Here is a 26,431-nt window from a genome sequence, read left to right on the forward strand (position 1 = left end):
AAGCGAGAAGAGAAACATGGCCAAGCTCACAGAACAAGACATCATCAACTGGAAAGGTTCAGAAGATGATTATATGAATGCGGACCAACTCGAGTTTTTTCGCGAGCGTTTGGTGCAAATGAAGGAAGAATTGGTCGCCAACGCGACACAAACCACCAATCATTTGCAAGAACAAGAAGCCACCCCTGATCCGGCGGACCGCGCAACACTCGAAGAAGAATACGCACTTGAACTGCGTACCCGTGATCGTGAACGCAAATTGCTGTTGAAAATCGACTCAACGCTGCGCAATATTGACGCCAACAACTACGGTTTTTGTGAAGACACTGGCGAACCAATCGGTTTATTGCGCCTCTTGGCTCGTCCAACAGCGTCTTTAACCGTTGAAGCGCAAGAGCGCCGCGAACGCCAGAAAAAGCAATACGCAGACTAAAATGAATAAGACAGCGCAAGCGCAAGCGAGCGAACTGATCAAACAAACCCGCGCGCGCGTCACCGCAGCGCGGGTTAATATTTTGGCCGTTCTACTCACCGCCCAACGCCCGTTGTCACACCAAGATGTATTAACCACGCTCGATCCCGATGCCGATCGGGTGACGGTGTATCGCGTACTCGATTGGCTAACCGACATGGCTTTGGCGCATAAACTCGCCGGCGACGATCGCGTTTGGCGTTTTTCGGTCGCATCCAAACCCCATCAACACGCGCATTTTCAATGCACCCGCTGCGGGCGCTTTTACTGCCTTGAACATGTCAGCACCGATTTATCCCTCACCGTTCCAGCGCAATTTTTAATCGACGCGGTTGAAATCACCGTCAAAGGCGTCTGCGCCAGTTGTTTAAAATAAGCCCGCGCTCTGCCGATTACCGCACCCGACTGATTCGTATTGCCCTCTTTGATACTACCTATGGTTTTGTAGCGCGCACCTTGGCGTACGCAGTGGCGATGATTTGGCGCAAGTCGAGGCCGATGAATTAGCGATGGTATCCGCGTGCGCAAACCCTAAGGCTTGGCACACCCTGCACATTTAATGAAGCAACACCTTTGCAGGCTTTAATGGATATTTCCTTGAACTGACTAGCATTAGTCTTTAATCTAGGGCCTGTTGACGATTGGTTTACCCGCAAAAAATTCAACGTCAACAGGCCCTAGGCCTTTTCTAAGAATAAATGCCGTCATGGCAGCCGCTGGCAGGGAAAGATCACATGCAATACCAAACCGACGACGTCCGTATCCGCGAAATTAAAGAATTACTACCGCCAGTGGCTGTGATTGAAAAATATCCAGTCAACGAGCTGGCTTCCACCGCGGTGTTTGAAACGCGCCAAGCGATTCATCACATGCTCACTGGCAAAGATGATCGCCTCTTAGTCATCATTGGCCCATGCTCGATTCACGATCCAAAATCGGCGATTGAATATGGTCAGCGCTTAGTCAAACTGCGTGAACAATATAAAGATCACCTTGAAATTGTCATGCGCGTTTACTTTGAAAAGCCGCGCACCACCGTCGGCTGGAAAGGACTGATTAACGATCCATTCCTTAATGGCAGCTTCAATATCAATGAAGGCCTACGCATTGCGCGTAAATTATTGGTCGATTTAAACAATCTCGGTCTACCGACTGCCGGTGAGTTTCTCGACATGATCACGCCGCAATACGTGGCTGATTTAATGAGCTGGGGCGCGATTGGCGCGCGCACTACCGAATCACAAGTGCATCGCGAACTGGCATCGGGCTTGTCTTGCCCAGTTGGCTTTAAAAACGGCACCGATGGCAATCTTAAAATTGCTTTTGACGCCATTAAATCAGCTGGTCAGCCGCATCATTTCTTGTCGGTCACCAAATACGGTCATTCAGCGATTGTTGGCACCGGTGGCAATCCAGATTGTCACGTGATTTTGCGCGGCGGCAAAACGCCTAATTACGAAGAAAGCCATGTGCGCGCTGCCGCTGAAGAACTCAGCAAAGCCGGTTTAGCCCCGAAAATCATGATCGACTTTAGCCACGGCAATAGCAGCAAAGACTATCGCCGCCAAAGCGTGGTTTGCGCTGACACTTGCGCCCAAATCGCCGCCGGCAGTGCCGCGATTTTTGGCGTGATGGTCGAAAGCCATTTGATTGAAGGCCGCCAAGACGATGGCGCGGGCAAAGAACTCACTTACGGTCAATCGATTACCGATGCCTGTATCGGCTGGGACACCACCGAAACGGTACTGAGCGATCTAGCCCAAGCCGTCGCCCAGCGCCGCGCTTTGGCTTAATTGACGTTGATTTAATCGAAAACTCCGCAAAATTTAAATACACCCCACAAATTGGAGCAATCCATATTTCTGGGGTGTTTTTATATCCAAGCAAACAATGCAATTCAGAATTTTTCAACGGAATTCAATCAACATTGCGAAAAAATATGACGCCGCACTATTATCAGCGAAAAACAAAGCTAAATGTTAGAATCTCGTAAGTTGGACTCTAATCAAAATGCTTTGGAAAAAAAATGAATTATCGCTCAATGTCATATGCAGTAATCCTTTTGGCCGCATTCAGCGGATGTGCTACTGAACAGTCGCGCAATTTACCGATCACACAAGTGACCAGTGCAAATACGGTTTATACCGGCCAGCGCGCACCAATTGCAGTAGGTAAATTTGATAATCGTTCCAGCTATATGCGCGGTGTCTTTGCTGGAAAGGTGGATCAACTTGGTAGCCAAGCTAAAACAATTTTAATTACTCATTTACAGCAAACAGGACGATTTACAGTTCTTGAGCGAGAAAATCTCGCAGAATTAGAGCAAGAAACTAATTTTAAAAACAAGAAACAGAAACTAAAAGGGGCTGATTATATTGTCACTGGTGATGTAACAGAATTTGGTCGAAAAGAAATCGGTGACATGCAGCTTTTTGGTTTACTCGGTCGTGGTAAATCTCAAATTGCTTATGCAAAAGTAAATTTAAATATCGTTAATACCGAAACGGCTGAAGTAGTTTACTCAGCCCAAGGCGCTGGTGAATATGAACTCAACAATCGTGAAGTCCTTGGCTTTGGTGGCACCGCGAGTTATGACTCAACGTTGAACGGTAAAGTGCTTGATTTAGCCATTCGTGAATCAGTGAACAATTTGGTTAAAGGCATTGAATCAGGTGCTTGGCAGCCAAACAAATAACTTTTGATCAAGGTATAAACACGATGAAAACCATGGTATTCAAACGCGTCACATGCTGGAGTAGTGTGCTTATTTTAGGCGTCTTAATGGGTTGTGCTACACCACAAAAACCACTCTATAGCTGGGGCAGTTATCAAAAAGAGGTTTATGCTTATTTTAAAAATACGCAGTCAAGCCCAGCCGAGCAAATCATTGCATTAGAACAGCAAGAGCAAAAAGCCAAAGCGCAAGGCTTGGCAGTTCCTCCCGGCTTTCATGCACATTTAGGTATGCTTTACGCTAATTCAGGTCAAATCGATAAAGTGCAGCAACAATTTGAAAATGAAAAACTGCTTTATCCTGAATCAACAACCTATATGAATTTTTTACTTCTCAATCTAAATAAAAAATAATTGGATACAGTGATGAAGAGAACGATCAAGCTCGCATTAACACTGCTAATTGCCTTATTGGCAACGGCATGTGCTCATCAGCCCGTACCTTATGACTACACGGCGCTAAAAAAAAATAAACCTAAATCAATTTTAGTTTTACCTCCAGTCAATTCATCTCCGGATATAAATGCTAGTTATAGCGTACTGTCGCATCTGACTTTGCCATTAGCTGAATCAGGCTACTACGTTTATCCCGTCGCCGTCGTGAATGAAACCTTTAAACAAAATGGTTTGGTTCACCCAAATGAGATTCAATCTGTTGAAGCAGCCAAATTAGTAGAAATATTTGGTGCTGACACAGCACTGTATATCGACGTAGTAAAATACGGCACCAGCTATAACATTATCAGCAGCGATGTCGTCGTTTCTGCCAATGCCAAACTGATGGATTTACGCACAGGAGAAATGCTTTGGAACGGTAGTGCCACGGCCTCTAGCGCAGAAAACCAAGCGGCAAGTAGCAGTCTTATTGCGCTCTTAGTTACTGCCGTCGTAAATCAAATTATCAACACAACCACCGATCAAAGCCATGTGATGGCGGGTGTTACTAGTTATCGCCTATTAAATCCTAATCGAGTGAATGGACTGCTTTATGGCCCACGTTCACCTAACTATGGCTTGAATTAAGCGAATAATGTACCCGCACTTGCCAGATAGTAATCTCAAAGTATTACTATCTGGCCTTTTTGGATGTGCGGGTAAAGACATACTCACCTGGTACTATTTAATTAGCCCTCATTTTTTAGCCGACGTAGCTGCTGCCAAAGCACCAAGCCAATCACGCTGCCGAGCAGCATGTTTACCAGCGGCAAGGCGGTGTAAATACCGGTAACGCCCCACCATTGCGGCATCAGCCATAGTGCCGGGATCAACAGCAATGTTTTACCCAAGGTCCCTACCATCGCCAAGCGCGTTAGCGCCATGGCTTGTAACGCAATCACCCCCACAATCAAGATGCCATCAAACGGCAAGGCAAAGAGATGGAGCTGTAAAGCTTCGGTTGCCAACGTGACCAAGGCGGGATCGTTGCCAATATACAGCGATGCAATTGCCGCCGGAAACAACTGTACGGTAATCAATAGCACCACACTAATCGCCAAACTGACTCGCAAACCGTAGCTTAAAATATGCGCCAAGCGTTTGTCGTCTTTAGCGCCTGTGGCGTGGCTCAGCAAGGGCTGCATCCCCATCGCCAAACCGTGAATCAGCAAAATAAACACCGCCTCGGTATAACCGGCAATCGCATATGCCGCGACATCATTGCCCTTACCGTATTCCAATAGCTGATAATTATGCGCAAACATCAACAGCGCCAAATTACCCTCCATCAATAAGCTCGAAACGCCCAGTTTCAGCATCGCCGGCATACTGGCCCAATCAGCGCGTAAATCAGCCAGCACCAAGCGTAAATGCGCCATTGGGCTAAAGAAATACACCAAGCCCGCCAGCGTAATAAAGCCCTCAATCAGCAGCGTGGCCATCGCCGCGCCCGCTAAACCCAGCTGAAAATGCACCAAAAATAGATAATTTAAAGCGATATTGCTCAAGGCACTCAAAATCACTAACACCGTGGCCAACCTAGGCTGGCCATCATTGCGGATCAAAAAGATCGCCGCAATCTGGCCAATATTCACCACGGCGCCCCATAGCATAAACCGCAAATACGAGCGCGCTTCATGCAACACACTCGCCGCATTATCGGCATTTAGTAGCACCAGTATCCGCTCCAACTGGCTGATACCAATGGCGGGTAGCGCAATACCCAATAGGGCAATGATAATTAGCGTATTGACCAAGGTTTGCCGCGCTGCTGCGGTTTGCCCTGCGCCTTGCAAAATCGAAATCCGCGTTGCCGCCCCCATGCTGACCATGGTGCCCAAGCCAATCTGCAACATCACAATGGGATACACCAAATTAATCGCCGCCAGCGCATGCGCGCCGACATAACGGCCGACAAAAATCCCGTCGATTAAAACATCTAAACTCACCACCAACATCCCGGCGACCGAGGGCAGCACATAGCGCCAAAATTGGCTGTTTGCCGGCAGTTGATTTAAATCCGCCCTTGCTTGTGACGACATACAATCTCAATGCACGCAGGGTGCAAAGTCAATAAAGTCGGCATCGTAACATTTAATCAATCACGCACGATTAATTAAATTCATGCAATAATTACCGACTGATTAAGCTGGGTTGAACAAGGGTAATCATGGCCAGAAAAACCAAAGAAGACGCGCAAAAAACCCGTGACGCAATTTTAGACGCCGCCGAACAAGTGTTTTTTAAACAAGGCATTGCCCAAACCACCATGGCCGACATTGCCAATGCTGCCCAAGTGTCACGTGGCGCGGTGTATGGTCACTACCCCAATAAAATCGACGTTTGCAAAGCCATGAGCGACCGTATGCTGGCGCACCCGGCAATGCAGTTCACGCCCAGTAGCAGCGATGCGCTGGAAGCCTTGGTGCAAACCGGCATGTATTATCTGAATTTATTTAATCAATCTGGCTCGATTCAAACGGTGATTAGCATTTTGTATTACCGCTGCGAGCGCAGTGCGGAAAACATGCCGCTGATTCGGCACCGCGATTTGATCACCAAACGCTCGATGCATTACAGCCTACGGCTATTACGCCGCGCGGTCGCGCAGCAAGCCTTAGCCAACAAGCTCGATTTGCGGCTGAGTAATTTGTATCTGCATACGGTGTTTGATGGTTTATATGATTTGCTGCAAGACTTTTACCCCGAGCGCCCCAACGCCGCCGCCAGCGATTGCGAACGCCTGCTACGCAATGCCGTCAGCAGCCTAAAAAACGCCCCGCATTTACAACGTAGCGCCGATTAATCTGGCGTTTCAGATTACGTGTTGATGGTTTTAAGTGCCTGCGGCACATTGTTTTACAGTCGCAGTCCGCGACGGACGCACATCCATAGTTAAACTGGCTTTTATCATCGGGTGATTTCAGATTTGATGCCGTGCCGCGCTCGTCGGTCTGGGGCTTAAACACCCGTCCAAGCGCACCGAGTGAGGAGAGAGACAAACAGCTTTATCGTTTGGCTCACGATCGATCGAGGGAACAGCGGAGCTGGGCGAGATCAAAATCGCCTTTCTTTTCCCCTCTTTTCTTTGGCGAGACAAAGAAAAGAGGGTCCCCGTCGCGGACTGCGACTGTAAAACACCCGTGCCGCAGGCACTTAAAAAACGATCAACACGTAATCTGAACATTGCCCTTAATCTATGGGTATTTGCTTGTAGCCAACATTCAAAAATTGCTACAGCCATATACCTACAGCCAGCCCTTACGCTTAAAGAACCAATACGGAGAAATACCGGATAGAACCATCAGCACCAAGGCGGCGGGGTAGCCCCAGCTTTCGGCGAGCTCGGGCATGTGGGCGAAGTTCATGCCGTAGATTGAGGCGACCAAGGTGGGCGGTAGAAACACCACGCTGGCAATCGAGAAAATTTTAATGATTTTATTCTGCGCCAGATTAATCAAACCCATCACCGCATCCATCAAGAAGTTAATCTTGTCGAACAAAAACGCGCTGTGGTTATTCAGTGACTCTAAATCGCGCAGCACTTCGCGCAAATCGCCCTCTTGCGCGGTGGCCAACACGCGGCTGCGTAGCAAAAACGACAGCGCGCGGCGTGTGTCCATTAAATCGAGGCGCACTTTACCGTTAATGTCTTCATGGCCAGCCAGCTCGGCCAGCGCTTGGCCCATGATTTCATCGGTCATTTCGGCGCTGCGATCGAGCACTCGGCGGCTCACGCCATCGAGCTGGGTATAAATTTCTTCGAGTACATCGGCGTCGTATTCCACTGCGGCATCATAAATCGCCAGCAAAATCTCTTGCGCGGTAGCAACAAAACCCGGCTGAACCCGAGCGCGTAAGCGAAACAAGCGAAACACCGCCAGCTCGTCTTGGCGAATGGTCAGTAAGCGCCCTTGATTCAGCAAAAACGACACGGTTACGTTGGCGTATTCGTCTTCAGAATGCGATAGAAAAAACGAGCTCATATGCACGCCGTTTTCATCAACATAACAGCGCGCCGACTCTTCCAAGTCTTTGACTTCTTCGTCTTCGGGCAGTTCGAGCTTAAACACCTTTTGCACTAATTCACGCTCGTCGTCGGTGGGATCGACCATATCGACCCACAACACTTCGGGGCGCGATAAATCCTCGGGTACCAAGGCAGGCACCTGAATTAAACGACCAGCAGACAGTACAAAGGCATTGAGCATAATGAGCCTTGAAAGGTTAAAGCGGCAAACGCGCCGATTATACGCCGCGCAGCCGCTGCGCTACAGGCAATTTGCCCTGCTGCACACGACAAATTGCATCCATTCGTACAATCGCCGCAATACCGCCGTAGTCATCAAAACACATGGGATTGGCATAGTCATTTGCGACCAACCCTCAGCAAACACTGTATTTAGCCCGCGCCAATTTGTAAGTCAACGACAGGCCATGTTCAGCTAAATAACATAGCTTAAGTTTCACTTCATATTCCCGGCGCTTAATGGCAACTCGGATTAACGCAGCTAGGGTCTGTTGACGTTGGTTTTTTTGCCGCGCTGAATGAATTGGGCTCGCGGCGTTGCGGTTTAAACCGCCAATCAAAACGCCACCGAGATGCCCGCCACCGCCAAGGAAATTCAAATGCATATCAAACCACTGCCGCTGATTTTACTCATCAGCACGCTGCTGTACTGCGCAGCCACTTACTTACAAAACGGCATGCCTGTAACTTATTGGCAATGGCGGCACGAGCTGGTGCTGCTCACAGGTGTGCAGCTGATGACGGTGATGTCTGCCGCGATGCTCTTGGCCGTACGCCCAGCATGGCTAGAAAACTGGCTTAGTGGTCTGGATAAAATGTATGCGCTGCACAAGCAACTCGGGATTGCGGCGGGGATTTTACTGGCCGCGCATTGGTTAATTAAATTGTCGCCCAAACTAGTAATGGCAATGGAATGGGCTGCGCCACGCATTCGTAGCGGCGCCAAAATCAAAGATCCGCTGGTGTCTTTGGCCAAAGACGTCGGTGAATGGGCGGCATGGGCGATTTTGGCGATGGTGATTTTAGCGCTACTGCGCGCCGTGCCTTATCGCTACTGGCGCAAAGTGCACAAGCTATTTGCCCCGCTATTTTTAATGGGCGCATTTCATGGCCTGATTTTAATGCCAAGCGAATTTTGGCTAACGCCAGTGGGTGGCTTAATGGCCGTTGCTTTGCTCGCTGGCTCGCTGTGTGCGCTGTATTCGCTATTTGGGCAAATTGGCAAACGCCAACAACACCAAGGCCAGATCCAACATATTGAACAACTGGCGGCCAATCAGTTAGAAGTGACTTGCCAGTTAAACCGCTGGCCTGGGCATACCGCTGGCCAATTTGCGCTAGTGAGTTTTGACCCCGCCGAGGGCGCTCATCCCTATACGATTGCCTCTGCTGATAGGGGGAATGGCCAGCTACGCTTTATCATCAAAGGCTTGGGTGACTATACCCGTACACTCGCGCAGCAGCTGCACGTTGGCGGCCCCGTACAAATCGAAGGCCCGTATGGCCGCTTTGATGGCAAGGCCAGCGGCGCACAGCGTCAAGCGTGGATTGCCGGTGGGATTGGCGTAACGCCTTTTTTAGCTTGGCTAGAAAGCGCCAATTTTCAGCAGCAGCCGATTGATTTTTATTACTGTGTCACCCACGCCGACCATGCGGCACGACTGGCTGAAATCCAAGCCGCTTGCGCCAAAAAACAAATTCGTTTGCATTTAATCGAAAGCGATTTAGGGCAAAGACTCGATATTCGCCAAATCCCCATCGAGCAACTGAGTGATATTTGGTACTGCGGCCCAGCCGGATTAGGGCAAATGATTCAGGATTATTTAAGCCAGCAAGCCAGCGCACCCCGCTTTCACCATGAAGCTTTTGCTATGCGCTAAGCAGCAACAATCAACTGCTTTGACCCGCCGCACCGGCGGGTCTTTTTTTGCCGAACTCATCCATCGACCAAATCGGTGGCCGCCAACCGTTGCACAAATTCATGCTTAATTAAAATGTCGGAAATAAAAAACACCGTAATACAGCGCCCATTTTGCGTGTAAGCCGCTCGGAAACAAATATGCTGTGGCAACACGATTTTGTATTCATAAATTACCCGCCCTTCACGCGTGAGCTGATAAGCCGCTTTGATTTGCTCTGGTCGATGCAAAATAATATTGGGTAATTCATGCGTAATATTGTGCTTTACCGCCGCGGCATGCGGTTTAAAACAGCGAAAAAACAGCGCCAAATAACGATTGCTTGCCAGCTTAACTTCCAACATCGGCCTCACCTTGTTTGGTCCAAATCCCTCACTTAGCCTAGATCGCCGCCCACGCAAAAGCGAAAAATACCCGCTAGATCAACATCAAACCGCCACCCCAACATCCAGCAGCACAAGGTAAAACAACAGACCCTCACCAACTTGACCACGCGCAGACCGACGCCAATATAAAACCGTATAATCCACTATCACCAATGCCCGCCTTCACGCTGGACGACACCATGCACAATGACCAGACTGCCTCCGCAGAGAAACAAGCCGCCGCTAAACGCAGTACTTGGATTAGCGTGGTGGTGAATGTGGTGCTCACCGCCATCCAGCTAGTTGCCGGCGTATTCGCGCATTCGCAAGCCTTGATCGCCGATGCGATTCATTCGCTATCGGACTTAATCGCCGACTTTGTGGTGCTATTTGCTAATCATCACAGCCAAAAAGACGCCGACGCCGACCATCATTACGGCCATCAACGCTATGAAAACGCCGCCTCGCTGGTGCTGGGTACCTTGCTGTTGGTGGTGGGCGCGGGCATGTTGTGGTCGGCACTGGGTAAAATCCAACATCCTGAATCCATCGCCCCAGTTAAAAGCATTGCGCTGTGGGTGGCGCTGGCCGCGCTACTGAGTAAAGAATTGCTGTTTCGCTATATGCTCGCCGTCGCCGAGCGCGTGCGCTCAAGCATGTTGGTCGCCAACGCTTGGCACGCCCGCTCTGATGCCGCATCGTCTTTAGTGGTGGCGCTGGGTATTGGCGGCAATATGCTTGGCTATCATTTTCTCGACCCGATTGCCGCGATGATTGTTGGCCTCATGGTCGGCAAAATGGGCTGGCGCTTTGCATGGGACGCGATGCACGACTTGATGGACCGAGCGGTCGATGAAGCCACCATCAGCAGCATTGAGCAAACCCTGCGCGAAACGCCTCAATTACTAGGCATTCATGCGCTCAAAACCCGCAAAATGGGCGATTTGATTTTGGTTGATGTGCATTTAGAAGTCGATCGCACCATGAGCGTTGAGCAAGGCCACGACATCGCCGTCCTTGCCCGCCAGCGCGTGCTCAGCCAACACGCCGACGTGCTCAACGTCATGACCCACGTCGACCCTGCCGACAAAAAATAAACCGCAATAGCGTATTGGTGGAGTGTGCAAATCCTTAGGGTTTGCGCACGCGAAGATCATCGCCAAGCGTTAAATGAAGTGCTCCGCAAGCGGCGTAATGCCTTCGGCGATTACGCCCTACTCACTGCAGGCGTAACCCGCCACAAGTCGCCAACATCACGACCGCTGTAGGGTGCCAATAAGCGTTAGCGCATTGCACCATATCGCAGCAGCTAATGAGTTATTGGGTAAGTTGGGCTAAGCCTGCGCAGCCCAACAATCGCGGGGTAAATATTGAGCGGCATCGCTCTTTCCGGCATTGCGCTCATGCCGCGCGGCACCTACTTTTAGCTGCGCAGAAACTTCGTTTTCTTTGCTTCGCCAAAGAAAGGCGACCCGAACGCGCCCCGCTCCGCGGTTCCCTCGATTGGCGCGAGCCAAACGATAAAACTGTTTGTCTCACTTCGCACTCGGTGCGCTTACACGGGATCTCCAGCCCCAGACCAACGATCAAGGCATAACATCGATGTGTTGCCAGCAAAGCATTGAGAATCTGAGGCTACATTCAAATACATCATCACCGTAGGGCGTCAATGAGCGCAGCGAATTGCGCCGCATCAGCCGCAAATAACCATCGCAACGGTGCGATTCGCGTAGCTTTCAGCGCCCTACGCTATTGCGCCGTACACGGACAGTGCTTGCGCTTCGCTGACTCTGCTTTGAGCAAATCAACCGCCATTCATCGCCGTCTTTCACCGTCCAACCTCGCGCAATAATATTTCCGGTTAAACCACCAAAACCGTTGAACCTTTCACCGCTGTCCCACTCCTATTGGCGCGGCCATTCGGGCTGCTTTTATAGAGATGCGACAGATGTTCAAGAAATTGTTTGCCGCCGTGGGTGTGGGCGGCGCGACGGTGGATACCGTACTCGACAACGCCAGTGTTTATCCCGGCAGTACACTCAATGGTTATGTGTTGATTCGTGGCGGCAGCGTCGATCAGGCGATTGAATACGTCGACCTCGTGCTAATGACCGAAGCCGAACAAAAAGTCGGCGATAGCGAAGTGCGTGTGGCGCAAACCATCGCTAAATTTCGCGTAGCCAACGCCTTTAGTGCCACCGCCGGTTTAGAGCGTCGACTGCCGTTTTCTTTGACCTTACCGCTCGAAACGCCAGTAAATAACGCCTACGCCTTAGCCACACCGGGCTACGGCTATGCGCCCAATGTGAAAGCGGCGGTGTGGATTCATACCGACTTAGCCATTGCCTCGGCCATTGACGCCAAAGATCGCGATTTTCTCGACGTGCAACCGCTACCGCAAATGCAGCGTCTGATCGCCGCCATGGGCAATCTGGGCTTTGCCCACGTCAGCAGCGACGTTGAAATCGGCACGGCGCGCATCGGCCAAGTGGCCAGCTCAATTGGTTGCTACCAAGAATTTGAATTTCGCCCCATGCAGCACGGATTTTCGCGCATTCAAGAAGTGGAAATCACCTGCATTAGCCGCGCCGATGGCGTGTATGTGTTGATCGAAGCCGACCGCCGCTTTAGCCGCGACAGCTATTCGAGCATGCATATGGATCAACAATGGCAAAACGTTGATTGGGAAGGTCGTTTACGGATGATGTTGAGCTAAGGGGCCACACATGAGCATGAAGCAAAAGCTATTTTACGGCGCACTCGAAATGTTGCTCAAATGGGTGATGAAGAAAAAAACCGGCGGCCATTACCAAGGCCAATCACCTTACGGCAAAAAACCGTATTACAAAAAAAAGCGCTGGTTTGATTAAAACTGGATTACACCGCAAATTAGATTTGCGCAGTAGCTAGGATGGGTGGCGCCCTATGGCGATACCCAACCTAGCCATTCCAGCCCCAGAGCAACGATCAAGTAATAACATCGACGTATTGCCAGCTAGGCCTTGATAATCAACGTTTACATTCAAATACATCAACACCGTAGGCCGGGTTCGCCAAAGGCGTAACCCGCCACCACACTCCGACATATAGACAGCCAATCATCAACCCAAACCACCCTTCTCGCTCATGCCCAATATCCGCGGGCGGCGCCGATGTAAATCGACAATTTCAGCTATACCTCTAGCAGTCCGTGCAGCGCTCAAGTCAATACGGGCTGAACCTGAAAGCGATCATTTACGTCTAGGAGCTCAATATGTATATCGATGGATTTGTACTCGCCGTTCCCACCGCCAACCGCGCAGCGTATCAAGCCTACGCCCAAGCCGCCGCGCCACTTTTTAAAGCCCACGGCGCACTCAGCGTGGTCGAAAGCTGGGGCGTTGACGTACCCGAAGGCAAACTCACCTCATTCCCACTGGCCGTGCAATTACAAGCCGACGAAACCGTGGTGTTTTCGTGGATCACTTGGCCATCCAAAGCCATTCGCGATGCCGCATGGGAAAAGCTAATGCAAGAACCGCTATTCGACATCAAAACCAACCCCATGCCTTGCGACGGCAAACGGATGATTTTTGGTGGATTTGAATCATTGCTGGTGCTGTGAGGCCGCGAGCGATTGGATCTCTTCACCGCCAAGCGGTATAAGCATGAATCAATTATCTTGATGTATCGCCAGCGAAGCATCATCCATTAAAGCCTGCATACCAATACATCACACCGTAGGGCGGGTTAGCCACCGGCGTAACCCGCCACAAGCCGCCGCCATCGCTACCGCTGTAGGGTGTGAAAGCTACGCGAATTGCGCCGAATGCGCCGCAAATAAGCATCGCCACGGCGCGATTCGCGTCGCTTTCAGCACCCTACGATTGCGGCTTACGAGTTACAAGGTAGGGCGTACGCAAAGCAGCCATACCGCCAATTAACCCCTCCACCCGCGACATAGCGCCCTCTTTAAGCGAACAAAACTTACAGCAACAACATGGAAATTAGAAAGAAAAATCACAAGGTATTGCCAGTAAGGCGTTAAAAATCAGAGCCTACAATCAAATACACCTACCGCACAGAGGAAAACCCTAGCCACGAATGAATGAACTTACTTTGTAAACTATTTACTAAGTAAGGCATTCTTTCAAAACCCATCTATTGCCCGTCATGCTAGGAAATACCCATGTTGTCGCACATCACTACCCGCACCAAACTATTTATCCTTAGTGGCACTTTGTTATTACTCATGGCGCTGCAAATCGGCTTCGCCTTATTTGAGCTAAACCAAACCGGCGATAATCTTGATTCGCTGATCACCGATCGACAGCCAAAAATTGAACAACAACACGGCATTATTGAAAACAGCTTACTGATTGGCATGCTGCTGCGCGAAGCGGTGATGGACCAAAATAATGCCGAAATTGACAGCAATATCCGCAAGATCGACGAGCTGCGAGCCGATAGCTCCAAACGATTGGAATACCTGAACGAACACACCTCTAGCGCCGAGAGTAAGCAAATCCTCGCTGACATTAACGCCACACGCGTGCCACTTGGCCCACTGTACGAAAAACTGTATGGGATGCTGCGCGCCAATCAAGACCTTGAAGCCACTGCGCTGCTACGCGATGAATATGATCCAGCCTACAAAAACTTCCTCGCTAAAGTTGAAGCCATGATGGCGTCGCAAAAAAATAAAATGCAAAAAACCAGCAAGGAGACGCAAGAAAACTTTAGCTACACCCGCAGCCTAATGATTGTGAGCGGCCTGTTGGCGACGGTACTCGGGCTGATTGCCGCCATTTGGATTGCCCGTTCAATCAGCCACCCGCTGAGCAATGCACTGCGTGAAGCCGAACGCATTGCCCAAGGTGATCTACGCGCCAATAACGACATGCCAGTCACTGGCAGCGATGAACCCAGCCGACTATTGCTCGCCTTGCAACAAATGCGCGCCAGCCTGCACGACATGACCAAACTCATTCAGCAAAACGCCATCGAAGTCGGCCGTGCGGCGCAAGGATTGGCAGAATCAGCCCAAGAAGTCGCCCATAGCGCGCAAAACCAATCCGCAGCCACCAGCGGCGCCGCCGCCACGCTCGAAGAACTCACCGTCAGCATTCACCATGTTGCCGATAATGCCGAAGACGCCGCACAGCAAGCGCGCACGGCAGGGCAAACGGCCAAAATGGGCGGCACGTTTGTTGTGACCTCCGCCGAGCAAATGACCGCAGTGGGTGAACATGTCAGCCAATCGGCAACGAAAATGTCGGATTTAGAACGCGACGTGAGCGAAATCGGCAAAATGGCCTCAATCATTCGCGATGTCGCTGATCAAACCAATTTGCTCGCACTCAATGCCGCCATTGAAGCGGCCCGCGCCGGCGAAACTGGCCGTGGCTTTGCCGTAGTCGCCGATGAAGTTCGCAAACTGGCCGAACGCACCACCCGATCAGCGCATGAAATTAGCACCATGATTAGCCGCATTCAGCAGGGCAGCTCGTCAGTGAACCAATATATGGCCGACAGCGTGAGCAGCGTGCAAGAAGCCACCCTCAGCTCGGGATCGGCCGCCTTAGCCATCAATGACATTGAACAAAACGCCAACGCCGTGGTGAGCTCGATCAGCAATATCAGCGACTCGCTCAAAGAGCAAAAGCTCGCCGGGCAAGACCTCGCGGCGCGGATGGAAAAAGTGTCGCAAATGGCCGAAGAAAATGGCGATACCGTACTGCATCTGGCCAGCACCGCCAATCAGCTATCGAGTTTGGCCGAGCAATTGCAATCGGCAGTCAATCGCTTCCGGATTTAAGTTGGGTAAATTGTAAGCCTGCACAGTATCGTAGGGCGTCAATGAGCGCAGCGAATTGCGCCGAATGCGCCGTAAATAAGCATCGCAACGGCGCGATTCGCGTAGCTTTCAGCACCCTAAGATTGCGGCTTATCAGTTGAAGTCGCTGTATAGATTTGTATGTTTACTTCATTGATATCAATACCAATTAACTTGTATTCAATGTGTAAACTAACTTTATGAAGTTACAAAATTTAACATTTTGGGGTATCGATCACACCTTTGCAATATTGATTTGTCATAATTTTTTAGGGAAAATTCGCGGCGCCTTACAGCCAACTAAAAAATTAATGGGGAATTTGATTCAATGAAAACACTGCTACTTAAAGTAACAGCAACCGCACTGGTATTAGCATCGTCCGGTGCTAATGCTGCATTTATCGGTTTTGGTGATGATCTAGCTAACAATAAAGTTGAAATTGGCGTAGATGGCTTTAGCTCGCTTTCAATCAATGGCATTGCATTGACGCTAAATCAGCTAGGGCGTATTGCTGATTTAACGAAAGCCTCATTTGCAGATGGCACTCGCAACACTTTCGTGGGCACATTCATCGCAGGTGCCGCATTGAACGGTAAAACGGCATTTGGCTACTATGGACAAAATGGCGCATCGAGCGGTTTTAGCTTCAATATCCAACAAACTGGCAACCTAGCCACTGTCACTGGCAGCTTCCAAGGTTTCGAATTAGGTAAAAGCTTTGCAGCAAATGGCGTGGCGATTAACCCATTAAATGGCAAATTTAATGAAAGTGGTTTCGATACTCTGGGCTATGGTTTCTTTTCAGAAAAAGCACCAGTTGCGCCGGTACCCGAGCCAGAAACATATGCTTTGATGGGCATTGGCTTGCTGGGCTTGCTTGCTGCACGGCGTCGTAAAGCTTAATTAGCATTAATAAATAACATGAAGCAAATAGCCACTTAATGTGGCTATTTTTTATCGTGCTGTGTATTCCAATTGCTCGTCATTTGCATGCTCTTCGTCGCCAGTCTCTATATCTTGAATGTTGGCAATTGAACGGCGCGATTCGCGTAGCTTTTAGCACCCAACGATTGCGGCTTACGGGTTGTTCGCTTTGGTAGATTGGCCGAAGCTGGCGCAGCATCGTAGGGCGGGTTAGCCGCAGGCGTAACCCGCCACAAGCCGCCGACATCACGGCTGCTGTAGGGTGCCAATCAGCGTTAGCGCATTGCACCTTATCGCTGCAGCTAATGAGTAACTCTGGTAAGTTGGGCTAAGCCTGCGCAGCCCAACAAGCGCGGGATCAATATTGAGCGGCAGCGCGGTTTCCAGCATGGCGCTCATGCCGCGCGGCACTCACTTTTCTTGCTTCGCCAAGAAAAGTAAGCAAAAGAAGGCGACCCGAGACACGCCCCGCTCCGCGGTTCCCTCGCGTGGCGAGAGCCAAACAAAAAACCGTTTGTCTCTCTTCGTGCTCGGTGCGTGTTTGAACGGGATCTCAAGCCCCAGCCCAACGATCAAGCCATAACATCGATGTATTGCCAGCAAAGCATTGAAAATCAAAGGCTACATTCAAATACATATAAGGTAGGGCGTATTCGACGCGAAGCGGCAATACGCCGAATGAAGTGCTCCGCAAGTGGCGTATTGCCTTCGGCGATGACGCGGTATACTGCTTACAAATTAATTTTTTATAATATTGTTCGCGAATTTATCTTTCAAACCAATTTGAAGATTAATAGCAATATCTTTTGCCATTCCATCAAGACCTGGATATATTTTTCTATAATTTATTCCCATACTTATCAGCATTTTTAATACATCATTATGCATGCACTCAGGTATTATAAATTTTTTTGCTGGTGTTTCACTATGCGTTACTTTCATGAAGATTGAGTCTAGATTTAATTTGTTCGATCCACTCATCAAAAACAAACCCATTTGATTCTCCAATCTTAAATTAATTTGGAGTGGCTGAGTCGGAAAAATAATCTCATGATTATTTTTATCAACACTATTAGAAAATATATCATCCTTCGTTGTTGAATATGATTTATAGTTAACATTAATTACATTGCAGCGAGTTAAATAGTTAAAACACTCTTTCTCTAAATAAGAATTATCAATAGCCCACACGGCCATTTCTTTATCTTGCTTCTCTTTAAACCCATCTTGAGCAAAAAACAATGCTATATATGGTGAATATGTAAAATCTAACATTCTAGTTGGACAACCATGATGCTGCATTAAAGATAACCATCCCAATTTTGTAATCGGAAGAGAATCTCTAGATATATAATGATGAGCCCTAGACTTAAATTCGTGCAATAAATATTCTTCTATATCTGGAGCAAACTTTGCATATGATTCTTGATCCCTACTATCAATAAATCTTTCTAATGAAGAAACCATTTTAAATTTATGATCATTGTGGCCTCTAAAAATCCATCCATGACAGCGATTAAATTCATTCAAAATTTGTTCACTAGAACTCAACCTAATTTCTGAATATTCAATTTTCATTACCAATCCCATTATAACAATTTACAATTTCTGTTATGGATTCAGTGTTTGATGCAGACTCGGGTAAAATTATTTTTGCTGGATATTTTTTTTCGAAGCTCCGCCAAGTAGATCTTCGTTGATTTGGTAATTTCATTTTTACAGATACAGTATCACCAGTCTGTGCGGTAGATTTTAATGCTTCTAAAATTGGTTCTTTAGCTAAATCATTACCACTAATTGTGGTTTTTGCTTCTTCACCATTAAAAATTTCAACCCCCTCTTCAAGTTGCTCATGAAAAAACATTCCTATGTCAGGGTGATTTCTCTGTCGGCAAGTGATAGTAATTGCATGTATTTTCTCAGACGAATTAATTAATTCAATAAAATTCTTTGTGTCAAATATCTGCTTGACTACAACATCATATCCATTAAAAGCAGCTATTTCTGAGAAATTAATTAAATCACCAATTCTTTTAGCAATAATATTAGTGTTATCTGCCAAATTTCTATTCTGAAAAACAGCCATGACTCCTGTTTTAACATTCATAATAATTTTAGAAGAAAATCCAATATCTACTGTAGCCTCTGAGTACTCACCACTTTCATACTTTTCATTTTTCTCTTGATGGGTTTTACCTACACGAAAAAAACACCAATCATCATTTATTTTTTCAAAGTTCCCAAATCTCCATTCACTGCCAAAACTAAAAAAAGTCAGATTTTTATTTGAAACCGACTTTATTAGAACCTCCTCACGAGAAGCCCTATCAAATAGATCATTTTCTCTTCTTTCAAAAAGTCGAACTCGAAATAAAAAAACACTTTCTTCTATCATATGATTTAACTCAGAGATTTAAAAATCATTCATCGCAGCCCAACAATAGCGGGGTAAACGTTGGGCTTTCTAGCACAACCTACCGCACTTAAACTACCATTCGTCGGCACACATCTTATGCCATTGACCTACAAAGCGTAAGCCTAATTACACGAATTTTTCCTCAAGTTTTCAAACATGCAAAACCAACCAATCCACCAACCCCCTAACCTTCTGTGCCAAATACCGATTCGGTGGATAGAGCAAATACGCGGTGCCTTGGTAGGCGGTTTGCAGTTGCCAATTGGGGAGTACGCGCGTTAGGCGATCGTCGAGTAGACAGCGGTAAGGCGCATTTCACCCTTGCGGTGATGTATCTGGGTGAGGCTTTCAATGCACAACTGCTTATCGGTGGTGGCTTGATTGTGTTAGCCTCTTTGACTGCAGTGCTACAGCCATGGGCGGGTCGTCGTTGGCGGATGGCGCTGCTTTAGCCCGATTCATTCCCCAGCAGGACTTATTGTGAACCGTAAAGAAATCATCCAATTGATGAAAAGCCAAAGCACTTGGCGTTTGTATTTGCTGAGCGCGCTCAGTTTAGGGATTTACACGGCGTTTTATATTCAGCAGCAAAGCCAAAAATTGCTGCAAATCCCAAATATGTCGCCGATTTCTCCGCTGCTGATTCAAGGGCTATTTGGCTGCTATATGTTGAGCGCGTTTGTTACCATTGCGTCGTTTTTTGTGCCGCCAGAGCATGCGTTTAATCTCGCCAGCAGTTTATTTAGTATTGCCACGTCGGTATTGGCGATTGTGTGGGCGTTTCAGATGCGCAGCCGTTTTAATCAGATTTTTGCCAACGAAACGAGCAGCCCCGATTGGTTTCATGGCGGTTGGACGTTTTTGTTTACGGTGTTTTATATCAATTACAAATTCAACACGCTGCATCAAGATTTAGAAGAAATCGGCTACGCCAGCTAATTCGGCCCCGATTGCCCCCCAAGCCGCCAGTGATGACTGGCGGTTTTTTTATGCGCAGCGCCCAACATCGCCACCGCGTGCGCCAAGGCGCACCAAAATCCATGCGGCGCAATGCGCTTCGCTTATTGTCGCCCTACAGAAGCATTGCGACGCACGCGGATGCGGCGTGAAATCGGCTCACAATACCGGCCCGAGCATGGCGATGGTGTTATTCCAAAAGCGGCGGTGCATCGGCCATTGCTCGACCATTTCGGCGGTGACGGGCTGGCTTTGCGCCAAATAGTGCGCTTGGCGTTGGCGGATATCTTGGCTAATGGCGGCGTCGTACAGCAGGATGTTGTTTTCAAAATTAAGCTCAAAACTACGCCTATCCATATTGGCCGAGCCGATCAGGCTAACTTCACCATCCAGCGTGAGCGTTTTGGCGTGTAAAACGCCGCCGATGTATTCATAGATTTCAACGCCTGCGGCGAGTAATTCGCCGTAATAGCTGTGGCTGGCAGCGGCGACAATCCATGAATCATTGCGGGCAGGGAAAATAATCGTGGTTTTTACGCCGCGCCGCGCGGTGGCGCATAGCGCCGCTTGCATCGCTTCATCCGGTACAAAATACGGCGTGGTGATAAATAACTCGCGCTGGGCGGCAAACATCAGCGTCACAAACACCTCGGGCATCGCCGAATACTGCAGCGTTGGCCCAGTGCCAATCACTTGAGCAACAAAGCCGCCGGCATTGGCCTGTGGGGTGTATTGCGCGTAGCGGCTTAAGTCTTCGTGGGTTTGCGCCATCCAATCGCTCATAAATAACAGCTGATTTTGCTGGGCAATCGGGCCAGTGAAGCGCAACATAATGTCGACCCACGGAGCGAATTTGGCTTTGACCAAAAATGCCGCATCGGCGCAGTTTTGGCTGCCGCAATAGGTGATATTGCGATCGATCACGACGATTTTGCGGTGATTACGCAAATCAATTCGACCGCGCAATGGCCGCAATAGCGGGTTACCAATCGGCAGCGCCACTGCCACTTGCACCCCAGCGTCTTGCATCGCTTGCCAATGCGGCGAGGCAATCATTAATCGCGACCCCAAGCCATCGGCCATGGCGCGGCAGGCGACATTACGCGCGGCGGCGCGTTGCAAGGCGGCGACGACTTTCAGCCCGCTGTGATCGGTGAGCCAGATATAAAAAATCAGATGCACATGCTCGGTGGCGGCGTCGATATCGGCCACGATGGCGTCAATTGCGGCATCAGAGTCCGCCAGCAAAGTCGCGAGATTGCCTGCCACCGGCACAAAGCCATTCACCGATTGGCCAAAACGAAATAGTTGACTAAATCGCTCGGGAATTTGCTGCGGCCATTCTGTGGCTTGCGCCTGCTGCAGCACTTGATTCACTTGATGCAAGCGCGCAATGCGATGCCGGCCAATGCTGGTTTCGCCGAGCAAGATATACGCCAACACCCCCAAGCCCGGCAGCAGCATAATCACCACAATCCACGCCACCCGCGATGCCGGCTCGCGCTGCGGCCGCAAAATCGCCCGCGCAATAAACACCAACTGTATTGCAACAAACACCACGGCCAGTATTTGATTCCAATGCATACATCGCTCCCAGCTTGAATATTTTGATGCTAACACGCCAGCAGTCATGCTGCGGTAAGCGAATAGCCATTGTGCGCCTGCGGCGCAGTAAATCCGTTTCGTCACGGTCGCGTGCTAAACTGCGAGCCTATCTTCAATTTGCGCGGCATACCTGCCGCCGCCGACTAGGGCCTGCCTATGACTGTACTCACCCGGAAACCACAAGAGAGCCTGCAAGAAAGTTTGCAACAAGTCACTCGGCTTTTAGAGCGGCACAAACTCGTGGAAGGGATGGTACATAAGCAAGAAGGCCCCAAGCATGATTTAGTCGAAAAACTCGTCCACCGACAAAATCTCACCGAATTACAAATGAAGTTGGCCACGCTGCATCCGGCCGATATTGCGCATATTTTAGAAGCGCTGCCGCACGCTGATCGTTTAATGGTGTGGGGCTTGGTCGATGCTGAAGACGACGGCGAGATTTTGCTCGAAGTCTCCGACGCCGTTCGGGAATCGTTGCTGGCTGATATGGCGCCGCACGAAATGGTTGCCGCCGCTGGGCAACTCGATACCGACGAACTGGCCGATTTGGTGCCGGATTTACCCAGCGCCGTGCAAAGCGAAGTGCTCGATACCCTCGACGCGGAAGATCGCGCCGAAGTGCAATCGGCGATGTCGTACACCGAAGATCAAATCGGCTCGCTGATGGATTTTGAGATGGTGACGATTCGCGCGGATATTAAGCTTGAAGTCGTCTTGCGCTATTTGCGCCGTTTTGACGAGCTACCCACGCATACCGATAAGCTGTTTGTCGTCGACGACAATGACATCCTCAAAGGGGTATTGCCGCTTAACCGTTTACTGGTGAGCGACCCAGACAAATACGTTCAAGAAATAATGGCTGATGATGTGGTGGTGTTTCAGCCATTTGACGACGCCGGCGAAGCGGCGCAAGCGTTTGAGCGTTATGACTTAGTGTCGGCTCCGGTAGTGGATAGCAATCACAAAGTGATTGGCCGCATTACCGTGGATCAAATGGTTGACGTGATTCGTGAAGAATCCGACGCCGAAGTGCTGTCTTTAGCCGGTTTGAAAGACGAAGATTTGTTTTCTAGCGTCGGCAAGGCAGTTAAAAATCGCTGGCCGTGGTTAGCACTGAATATTTGTACCGCCTTTATCGCCAGCCGCGTGATTGGCTCGTTTGAAGATACCATTTCGCATTTGGTGGCGCTGGCGGCCTTAATGCCAATTGTGTCGGGCATTGGCGGCAATACCGGCACGCAAACCACCACACTGATTATTCGCGGTTTGGCGCTGGGGCAAATTCAGCCGTCTAATACCCGAATGTTGCTACTCAAAGAATTGGGCATTGCGCTGATTAATGGCCTGATGTGGGGCAGTGTATTGGGCGTGATGGCGTGGGCTTTATACGGCCAGATTGGTCTGGGCTTGGTGATGATGGGCGCGATGATGCTCAATATGATTGTGGCGGCCTTGGTCGGTTTGTTTGTGCCGCTGATTATGCAAAAATTCGGTCGCGACCCTGCTTATGGCTCGTCGGTGCTGATTACCGCACTCACCGATAGCCTAGGATTTTTTATCTTTTTGGGATTGGCGACGATCTTTTTGATGTAAACCAGAGCCAGCAATATGCCTACGTATCGTGAATTAATTATAAACAGTGGCCTAGAGCGCTTTGATGCTCAGGTGTTGCTACTGCATGTCATGCAAAAAAACCGCGCGTGGCTGATTGGCCATGATAGCGAAGCGGCCAGTGAAGATCAGCAAGCAGCGTTTGCCGCTTTGGCAGCGCGGCGACGAGCTGGCGAGCCGGTGGCGTATATCCTTGGTTCGCGTGAGTTTTATGGCCGCGAATTTCAAGTGTCACCCGCCGTGCTGATTCCGCGTCCGGATACCGAATTACTGGTTGAATTGGCCATTGCGCGTGCGCCGCAAGCCGGGCACATCATTGATTTGGGCACGGGCTCGGGCTGCATTCCGATTACGCTCAAACTCGAGCGGCCAGATCTGACGGTGGCGGCGCTGGATATTTCGCCGGCCGCTTTGGCTGTAGCGCACAGCAATGCGGCCACGCTGGGCGCTGAGGTGCGATTTTTGCAATCGGATTGGCTGGCAGCGGTGGCTGGCGAGCGCTTTGATTTAATCGTTAGCAATCCGCCGTATATTGATGCGGCCGACGTGCATTTAAGCCAAGGCGATTTACGCTTTGAGCCTAGCGGCGCGCTGACTGATGGTCACGATGGTTTGCAGCACTTGGCACACATCATTAGCGCGGCCCGAGCGCAGCTCAAACCGGGCGCTTGGCTGTTGCTAGAACACGGCTGGGATCAAGGCGCAGCGTGCCGCGAATTATTGCAGCAAGCAGGCTTTAGCGAAGTGCAAACGTGGCGTGATTTGGGCGACAATGACCGCGTGAGCGGCGGCCGCTACGGCTAGAAAATCCATGCTCGGTGGGCTTGCCGCTAACTCGGCATGCGCTTACAATACCCGACTAAATCAATCAAGCTTTTGAGGCCATCATGAGTATTCAAGACACTATTCGCCAGCAAGTGACCGACAATTCTGTGGTGTTGTACATGAAAGGCACGCCATCGTTTCCACAGTGCGGTTTTTCATCGGGCGCAGTACAAATCCTTAAAAACTGTGGCGTGAGTTTTGCTGCAGTCAATGTCTTGGCCGATGCAGATATTCGCCAAGGCATTAAAGAATACGCCAACTGGCCAACGATTCCACAGTTGTATGTCAAGGGCGAATTTGTTGGTGGCTCAGATATTATGAAAGAACTTTACGCCAGCGGTGAATTGCAAACCATGTTGGCCGAATTTAAAGACGCTGAATAATTTTTGAATTATTCAGTAGAAAATGACACAACGCCGTCACCATGACGGCGTTTTTTATGCCGATTACGCTGTGAATTTTTACGTTCATCGGCAATTTATAGCTTGATATAGCGCAAGCCCCTCCTATACCCCCTCCCCGCATAATCCTGCAGCCCTTTATTTAATAAGATTGATTATCAATACCCTCTACATCAATCGATATTGCTACGGCGTTAGTCAAAATCAATCGATACGATCTTTACAATCAAATTTCACTATTTAAAAACGCTACATATACTGCAGACACCTTAATTAAACCAGAGCGCCAGCGATGCTCAATTTGCTTTTCGAATCCTTCATAGCGTTAGAAGAAATCAGCGCTAATTTTGCCGCCAGCCATTAGGAGAAAGACCATGAGCCAATGTCCATTTCAAACCACCACTGCCGGTGCGCAAATTGCCGACAATCAAAACAGCCTGACCGCAGGTCCACGTGGCCCGATTTTGCTGCAAGATTGGCAATTGCTGGAAAAACTAGCGCATCAAAATCGCGAGCGAATTCCTGAGCGCGTAGTCCACGCTAAAGGCTGGGGCGCGCATGGCACTTTCACCGTAACCCACGATATTAGCCAATACACCAAGGCGAATATTTTTGGCGCTATCGGCAAAAAAACTGAATTGCTGGCGCGTTTTTCTACTGTGGCCGGTGAATTGGGCGCGGCGGATGCTGAGCGCGATGTACGCGGTTTTGCGGTGAAGTTTTATACCGAAGAAGGCAATTGGGATTTGGTCGGCAATAATACGCCGGTGTTTTTTATCCGCGATCCGTTGAAATTCCCTGATTTTATCCACACGCAAAAACGCCATCCCCGCACGCATTTACGTTCCAATACCGCAATGTGGGATTACTGGTCGTTGTCACCTGAGTCTTTGCATCAAGTAACAATTTTATTCTCTGATCGCGGCTTGCCAACCGATGTTCGCCATATGAATGGTTACGGCTCGCACACATTTAGCTTTATTAACGCTAAAAACGAGCGTTTCTGGGTGAAATTTCACTTTAAAACCCAGCAAGGCCATCGCCATTGGACTAATGCTGAGGCGGCGGCCGTCGTCGGGCAAACTCGCGAAAGCACACAAGAAGATTTATTGAGCGCGATTGATAAAGGCGATTTCCCACGCTGGACGGTTTCGGTGCAAATCATGCCAGAAAGCGACGCCGACAAAACCAGCTACAACCCATTTGATTTGACCAAAGTATGGCCGCACGGCGATTACCCTTTGATCGAAGTCGGCGTAATGGAATTGAACCGCAATTTGGTGAATTATTTTGCCGAGCTAGAACAAGCGTCGTTTAGCCCATCGAATATTGTTCCGGGGATTGGTTTTTCTCCAGACAAAGTCTTGCAAGCGCGCTTATTTAGCTATGCCGACGCACACCGCTATCGCCTTGGTACGCATTACGAATCATTGCCAGTGAATGCGCCAAAATGCCCAGTGCATACTTACCATCGCGACGGCGCGATGAACTTTATGCCGATGGATAAAAATCCAGATGCGTATTACGAGCCAAATTCGTTTGGCGGCCCAGTCGCCAATCCTGCCGTGGCTGAGCCAGCGCTTAAAATCAGCGGCGATGCTGATCGCTTTAATCACCGCGAAGGCAACGATGATTATTCGCAACCGCGCGCACTGTGGGCGATGTTTGATGACGGTCAAAAATCACGCTTATATAGCAATTTGGCCGCAGCGATGAAGGGTGTGCCGGAGTTTATCATTGAGCGTCAATTAGGCCACTTTGCATTGATTCATCCTGATTACGCCGCTGGGGTACGCGCCGCTTTGAAATAAGCTCGCACTCGTCGCATTCACTCAATCAGCCCGCTTTGTCGGGCTGATTTTTTATCTGAAAGCCCAATCTTTGTTAGCATAGCGAGATTGTTTGATTTTCTTTTGGAGTCG

General features: G+C 49.3%; 25 protein-coding genes. 19 read left to right on the forward strand and 6 right to left on the reverse strand.

Going from position 1 to position 26,431, the window contains the following annotated elements; translation table 11 throughout:
- The first annotated feature begins 16 nt into the window (after window positions 1-16).
- The 6 genes from dksA to HQN60_RS05585 all read left to right on the forward strand — a co-directional run bounded on the left by dksA (window position 17) and on the right by HQN60_RS05585 (window position 4,228).
- A complete protein-coding gene (dksA, locus tag HQN60_RS05560) occupies window positions 17-433 on the forward strand; it encodes an RNA polymerase-binding protein DksA (protein WP_173532727.1) in 417 nt (138 codons plus the stop codon).
- A gap of 1 nt (window position 434) precedes the next feature.
- A complete protein-coding gene (locus tag HQN60_RS05565) occupies window positions 435-848 on the forward strand; it encodes a Fur family transcriptional regulator (protein WP_173532728.1) in 414 nt (137 codons plus the stop codon).
- Between the two features lie 358 nt (window positions 849-1,206).
- Window positions 1,207-2,265 (forward strand): 3-deoxy-7-phosphoheptulonate synthase AroG, encoded by a 1,059-nt coding sequence (gene aroG / locus HQN60_RS05570; RefSeq protein WP_173532729.1) that lies wholly within the window; start codon window positions 1,207-1,209, stop codon window positions 2,263-2,265.
- Between the two features lie 233 nt (window positions 2,266-2,498).
- Window positions 2,499-3,167 (forward strand): CsgG/HfaB family protein, encoded by a 669-nt coding sequence (locus HQN60_RS05575; protein WP_173532730.1) that lies wholly within the window; start codon window positions 2,499-2,501, stop codon window positions 3,165-3,167.
- Window positions 3,168-3,190: 23 nt separating this feature from the next.
- Window positions 3,191-3,559 carry a DUF4810 domain-containing protein gene (locus HQN60_RS05580; protein ID WP_217390259.1) on the forward strand — a complete coding sequence of 123 codons (369 nt, stop codon included), beginning with the start codon at window positions 3,191-3,193 and terminating at the stop codon, window positions 3,557-3,559.
- 12 nt (window positions 3,560-3,571) lie between these two features.
- Window positions 3,572-4,228: a DUF799 domain-containing protein gene (locus HQN60_RS05585; RefSeq protein WP_173532731.1), complete on the forward strand. Its 657-nt coding sequence runs from the start codon at window positions 3,572-3,574 to the stop codon at window positions 4,226-4,228.
- A 101-nt stretch (window positions 4,229-4,329) separates the two neighbouring features.
- Here the strand turns inward: HQN60_RS05585 and HQN60_RS05590 are convergent, their stop codons facing one another.
- Window positions 4,330-5,682, reverse strand: a complete 1,353-nt coding sequence (locus HQN60_RS05590) for an MATE family efflux transporter (RefSeq protein ID WP_173532732.1) — start codon at window positions 5,680-5,682, stop codon at window positions 4,330-4,332.
- A 128-nt stretch (window positions 5,683-5,810) separates the two neighbouring features.
- On the opposite strand from HQN60_RS05590, the gene HQN60_RS05595 reads away from it, so the two are divergent.
- Window positions 5,811-6,446 (forward strand): TetR family transcriptional regulator, encoded by a 636-nt coding sequence (locus HQN60_RS05595; RefSeq protein ID WP_173532733.1) that lies wholly within the window; start codon window positions 5,811-5,813, stop codon window positions 6,444-6,446.
- 442 nt (window positions 6,447-6,888) lie between these two features.
- Here HQN60_RS05595 and corA read toward each other — a convergent pair whose 3' ends face one another.
- Window positions 6,889-7,851: a magnesium/cobalt transporter CorA gene (gene corA, locus HQN60_RS05600; protein ID WP_173532734.1), complete on the reverse strand. Its 963-nt coding sequence runs from the start codon at window positions 7,849-7,851 to the stop codon at window positions 6,889-6,891.
- A gap of 418 nt (window positions 7,852-8,269) precedes the next feature.
- Here corA and HQN60_RS05605 point away from each other — a divergent pair, with 418 nt between their 5' ends.
- Complete coding sequence (locus HQN60_RS05605) at window positions 8,270-9,550, forward strand: ferredoxin reductase family protein (protein WP_173532735.1); 1,281 nt, start codon at window positions 8,270-8,272, stop codon at window positions 9,548-9,550.
- Window positions 9,551-9,606: 56 nt separating this feature from the next.
- On the opposite strand, the gene HQN60_RS05610 is transcribed toward HQN60_RS05605, so the two are convergent.
- Window positions 9,607-9,933 (reverse strand): hypothetical protein, encoded by a 327-nt coding sequence (locus HQN60_RS05610; RefSeq protein ID WP_173532736.1) that lies wholly within the window; start codon window positions 9,931-9,933, stop codon window positions 9,607-9,609.
- A gap of 221 nt (window positions 9,934-10,154) precedes the next feature.
- On the opposite strand from HQN60_RS05610, the gene HQN60_RS05615 reads away from it, so the two are divergent.
- The 6 genes from HQN60_RS05615 (at window position 10,155) to HQN60_RS05640 (ending at window position 16,673) form a co-directional block, all read left to right on the forward strand.
- The gene (locus tag HQN60_RS05615) at window positions 10,155-11,051 is read left to right on the forward strand and encodes a cation diffusion facilitator family transporter (protein ID WP_173532737.1); all 897 of its coding nucleotides are present in this window, start codon (window positions 10,155-10,157) and stop codon (window positions 11,049-11,051) included.
- An 851-nt stretch (window positions 11,052-11,902) separates the two neighbouring features.
- Window positions 11,903-12,670, forward strand: coding sequence for a sporulation protein (locus HQN60_RS05620; protein ID WP_173532738.1), 768 nt, complete (start codon window positions 11,903-11,905; stop codon window positions 12,668-12,670).
- 10 nt (window positions 12,671-12,680) lie between these two features.
- The gene (locus tag HQN60_RS05625) at window positions 12,681-12,824 is read left to right on the forward strand and encodes a hypothetical protein (protein WP_173532739.1); all 144 of its coding nucleotides are present in this window, start codon (window positions 12,681-12,683) and stop codon (window positions 12,822-12,824) included.
- Between the two features lie 383 nt (window positions 12,825-13,207).
- Window positions 13,208-13,558: a DUF1428 domain-containing protein gene (locus HQN60_RS05630; RefSeq protein ID WP_173532740.1), complete on the forward strand. Its 351-nt coding sequence runs from the start codon at window positions 13,208-13,210 to the stop codon at window positions 13,556-13,558.
- 564 nt (window positions 13,559-14,122) lie between these two features.
- The gene (locus HQN60_RS05635) at window positions 14,123-15,751 is read left to right on the forward strand and encodes a methyl-accepting chemotaxis protein (protein ID WP_173532741.1); all 1,629 of its coding nucleotides are present in this window, start codon (window positions 14,123-14,125) and stop codon (window positions 15,749-15,751) included.
- A 346-nt stretch (window positions 15,752-16,097) separates the two neighbouring features.
- Complete coding sequence (locus HQN60_RS05640; protein WP_173532742.1) at window positions 16,098-16,673, forward strand: PEP-CTERM sorting domain-containing protein; 576 nt, start codon at window positions 16,098-16,100, stop codon at window positions 16,671-16,673.
- A 759-nt stretch (window positions 16,674-17,432) separates the two neighbouring features.
- On the opposite strand, the gene HQN60_RS05645 is transcribed toward HQN60_RS05640, so the two are convergent.
- Both HQN60_RS05645 and HQN60_RS05650 read right to left on the reverse strand, forming a co-directional pair.
- Window positions 17,433-18,272: an FRG domain-containing protein gene (locus tag HQN60_RS05645; RefSeq protein ID WP_173532743.1), complete on the reverse strand. Its 840-nt coding sequence runs from the start codon at window positions 18,270-18,272 to the stop codon at window positions 17,433-17,435.
- Entirely contained in the window at window positions 18,262-19,089 is an 828-nt protein-coding gene (locus HQN60_RS05650) for a hypothetical protein (protein ID WP_173532744.1), read from the reverse strand. Before HQN60_RS05650 ends, HQN60_RS05645 begins: the two co-directional genes overlap by 11 nt.
- A gap of 501 nt (window positions 19,090-19,590) precedes the next feature.
- Here HQN60_RS05650 and HQN60_RS05655 point away from each other — a divergent pair.
- Window positions 19,591-20,049: a DUF4234 domain-containing protein gene (locus tag HQN60_RS05655; RefSeq protein WP_173532745.1), complete on the forward strand. Its 459-nt coding sequence runs from the start codon at window positions 19,591-19,593 to the stop codon at window positions 20,047-20,049.
- 177 nt (window positions 20,050-20,226) lie between these two features.
- On the opposite strand, the gene cls is transcribed toward HQN60_RS05655, so the two are convergent.
- Window positions 20,227-21,651, reverse strand: coding sequence for a cardiolipin synthase (gene cls, locus HQN60_RS05660; protein ID WP_173532746.1), 1,425 nt, complete (start codon window positions 21,649-21,651; stop codon window positions 20,227-20,229).
- Between the two features lie 177 nt (window positions 21,652-21,828).
- On the opposite strand from cls, the gene mgtE reads away from it, so the two are divergent.
- The 4 genes from mgtE to HQN60_RS05680 all read left to right on the forward strand — a co-directional run bounded on the left by mgtE (window position 21,829) and on the right by HQN60_RS05680 (window position 26,320).
- Window positions 21,829-23,265, forward strand: a complete 1,437-nt coding sequence (mgtE, locus tag HQN60_RS05665) for a magnesium transporter (RefSeq protein WP_173532747.1) — start codon at window positions 21,829-21,831, stop codon at window positions 23,263-23,265.
- Between the two features lie 15 nt (window positions 23,266-23,280).
- Window positions 23,281-24,087, forward strand: coding sequence for a peptide chain release factor N(5)-glutamine methyltransferase (prmC, locus tag HQN60_RS05670; protein WP_173532748.1), 807 nt, complete (start codon window positions 23,281-23,283; stop codon window positions 24,085-24,087).
- An 83-nt stretch (window positions 24,088-24,170) separates the two neighbouring features.
- Window positions 24,171-24,491 (forward strand): Grx4 family monothiol glutaredoxin, encoded by a 321-nt coding sequence (gene grxD, locus HQN60_RS05675; protein ID WP_173532749.1) that lies wholly within the window; start codon window positions 24,171-24,173, stop codon window positions 24,489-24,491.
- A gap of 392 nt (window positions 24,492-24,883) precedes the next feature.
- Entirely contained in the window at window positions 24,884-26,320 is a 1,437-nt protein-coding gene (locus HQN60_RS05680; protein WP_173532750.1) for a catalase, read from the forward strand.
- The last annotated feature ends 111 nt before the right edge of the window (window positions 26,321-26,431 follow it).

Source organism: Deefgea piscis (genome assembly GCF_013284055.1).
Taxonomy (GTDB): Bacteria; Pseudomonadota; Gammaproteobacteria; order Burkholderiales; family Chitinibacteraceae; genus Deefgea; species Deefgea piscis.